Here is a 2,871-nt window from a genome sequence, read left to right as displayed (position 1 = left end):
CGATCAGGGTCAGCGCGCCGGGCACGCGAATTTCGGGGATGCGCGAGGCGCTGGAGGGAGCGGGATCGGGGGACGTCATGCGGCTCGACAAATAGGCGGGGGCGGTGCGGTTGGCAATTTGGCGTTGCTCAACTCCGCAGTGAGTACAAGAATCGCCATTCGACGGAATCCTAAACTGACTGTAAGGCAGCGTTCAGAGGGCGGTAACGCCTCCGGTTGCACAGCGCAGGCGAGAGATTCGAAATCTTGCGCGCAAGAGGACAGGTAATGGGTAAGCAGTTCTTCGGCACCGACGGCATCCGTGGCCGCACCAACCAGGGGGCGATGACCGCTGCCATGGCCATGAAGGTCGGGCAGGCCGCCGGCGCGCGCTTCCTGCGCGGCACGCACCGCCACCGGGTGGTGATCGGCAAGGATACCCGTCTGTCGGGCTACATGCTGGAGAACGCGATGGTCGCGGGCTTCACCAGCGTCGGCATGGACGTCGTGCTGCTCGGCCCGATGCCGACTCCTGCCGTCGCCCTGCTGACCCGCGAACTGCGCGCGGACGTAGGCGTGATGATCTCGGCCAGCCACAACCCTTACGAGGACAACGGTATCAAGCTGTTCGGTCCCGACGGCTTCAAGCTCTCCGACGAGGACGAACTGGCGATCGAGGCGATGCTGGTAGGCGAGGACCTTGCGCTTGCCGCCTCGCCCGAGATCGGCCGCGCCCGCCGTGTTGAGGACGCGCGCGGGCGTTATATCCACGCGGTGAAGGCCTCGCTGCCCAGCACTGTCCGGCTCGACGGGCTCAAGATCGCGGTCGATTGCGCCAATGGCGCGGCCTATCAGGTCGCTCCATCCGCCTTCTGGGAACTGGGCGCCGAGATCGTCGCGGTTGGCGTCACCCCCAATGGCAAGAACATCAACGAGCGCTGCGGTTCTACCCATGTCGAACTGCTGCAGGAAACGGTGGTGTCCTCCGGCGCCGACATCGGCATTGCGCTGGACGGTGATGCGGACCGGCTGATCGTCGTGGACGAGAAGGGCCAGACGGTAGACGGCGATCAGATCATGGCGCTGATCGGCAGCCAGCTGGCCGCGCGCGGGGAACTGCGCGGCGGCGGCGTGGTGGCAACGGTCATGTCGAACCTTGGGCTTGAGCGCTATCTTGGCGGGCGGGGCCTGTCGCTGGAGCGTACTGCTGTCGGCGACCGCCATGTGCTGGAGCGCATGCGCACAGGCGGGTTCAATGTCGGGGGTGAACAGTCGGGTCACATGATCCTGCTCGACCATGCCACCACCGGCGATGGCACCGTCGCGGCGCTGCAGGTGCTCTCGGCGCTCGTCCAGTCGGGCAAGCGGGCGAGCGAACTGCTGCACCTCTTCGACCCTTTGCCCCAACTGTTGCGCAACGTGCGCTTCGGAGGCGGCAAGCCTCTGGAGGCCGCCAGCGTCAAGGCGGCGATCGCCGATGCCGAGGCTTCGCTCGACGGGCGCGGCCGTCTCGTGATCCGTCCTTCCGGCACTGAGCCGGTGATCCGCGTCATGGCCGAAGGCGACGACGCGGGCGAAGTGGAGGCCGCCGTCGCCTCGATCTGCCATGCCGTTGAAAAGGCCGCCGCCTGATGCCCCTGGAAATGCGCCCCGACTGCGAACGCTGCGGCACCGACCTCCCCGCCGAGGCGCCCGGCGCGTTCATCTGCTCGTTCGAGTGCACGTATTGCGCCGAATGTGCCGATGCGCTGGACGACATGTGCCCCAACTGCGGCGGCGAAATCGTCGACCGGCCGACGCGAGCCAAGCGGCACCACGATTCCGCGCCGCCGTCGAAAGTGCGGCACTATCAGGGCTGATACTCGACTCGGGGTGCGTTGAGCGGGTAAGGAACGCGGCCATGAACCAGGCTCCTCGCATTCTTTCCATCGCCGGGTCGGACAGTTCCGGCGGTGCCGGCATTCAGGCCGACATCAAGACGATCACCCTGCTCGGCGGCTATGCCATGACCGCGATCACCGCGATCACCGCGCAGAACACCAAGGGCGTCACCGATGTTACGACCCTGTCGGCGCAGATGGTCGCTGCGCAGATCGATGCCTGCGTCAGCGATATCGGCGTCGATGCGGTGAAGATCGGCATGCTCGGCAGCGCAGAGATCGCCGGTGTCGTCGCCGACCGGCTGGACGGGCTGGGCGTGCCGGTGATCTTCGATCCGGTCATGGTCTCGACCGCCGGTTCGGTGCTGGCGGATGCGGCGACGATCGCGGCGTTCGAGCGGCTCATGGGCCTAGCCTGCCTGACCACGCCCAACTTCGACGAACTCGCCGCGCTGGGCGGGGACGCGGCTCTGGCGGCAAAGGGCATTGCCTATATCGCCAAGGGCGGCGACGCGCCGGGCGAGGTGGTGGAGGACCGGCTGGTCCTGCCGGATCAGGAGCCGGTGATCTGGACAGCGCCTCGCGTCGATACCCGCCATACCCACGGCACCGGCTGCACCCTGTCGAGCGCCATCGCGACGTTCCTGGGCCAGGGCGCGCCGCTGGTCGAGGCGATCGAGGATGCGCGGGATTTCGTGCGCGCGGCGCTGCTGGCGGCGCCGGGCTTCGGCGAAGGGCATGGGCCGATGGGGCACCACGCGGTTCGGTGATCTTGGCTATGCGGGTGAGGCCCACCCCGTCCGGCTAGTTCGCTACGCTCTCAAGCCTTCCGGCCCTCCCGCGAGCGGGAGGGCGATGGCATCTCCTTCTCCCCTCTCGCTTGCGCGGAGGGGCCGGGGGTGGGGCCTTCTTCTTCAATTCAGCCGCGAACGGCGGCGCAGCGCGGTATCCGCCAGCAGCCCCACCGCCGCCATCGCACCGCCGGTAAGACCGGCGGGGGGGGGGGGCGCGG

Annotated in this window: 3 protein-coding genes; all 3 read left to right on the top strand. The window is 67.8% G+C overall.

Annotation, left to right across the window (positions count from 1 at the left end):
* Nucleotides 1–267 precede the first annotated feature (267 nt).
* The 3 genes from glmM to thiD are packed head-to-tail and all read left to right on the top strand — an operon-like array spanning nt 268 to nt 2,629.
* Nucleotides 268–1,611, top strand: a complete 1,344-nt coding sequence (gene glmM / locus LH128_RS21625) for a phosphoglucosamine mutase (protein ID WP_008831820.1) — start codon at nt 268–270, stop codon at nt 1,609–1,611.
* A complete protein-coding gene (locus LH128_RS21620) occupies nt 1,611–1,838 on the top strand; it encodes a DUF1272 domain-containing protein (protein WP_008831819.1) in 228 nt (75 codons plus the stop codon). The genes glmM and LH128_RS21620 overlap by 1 nt, the downstream gene beginning before the upstream one ends.
* A gap of 41 nt (nt 1,839–1,879) precedes the next feature.
* Nucleotides 1,880–2,629, top strand: coding sequence for a bifunctional hydroxymethylpyrimidine kinase/phosphomethylpyrimidine kinase (gene thiD / locus LH128_RS21615; RefSeq protein ID WP_008831818.1), 750 nt, complete (start codon nt 1,880–1,882; stop codon nt 2,627–2,629).
* Nucleotides 2,630–2,871 lie beyond the last annotated feature (242 nt).

This window comes from Sphingomonas sp. LH128, from assembly GCF_000293195.2.
GTDB lineage: Bacteria > Pseudomonadota > Alphaproteobacteria > Sphingomonadales > Sphingomonadaceae > Novosphingobium > Novosphingobium resinovorum_A.
This window is presented reverse-complemented; position numbering and strand designations above follow the sequence as displayed.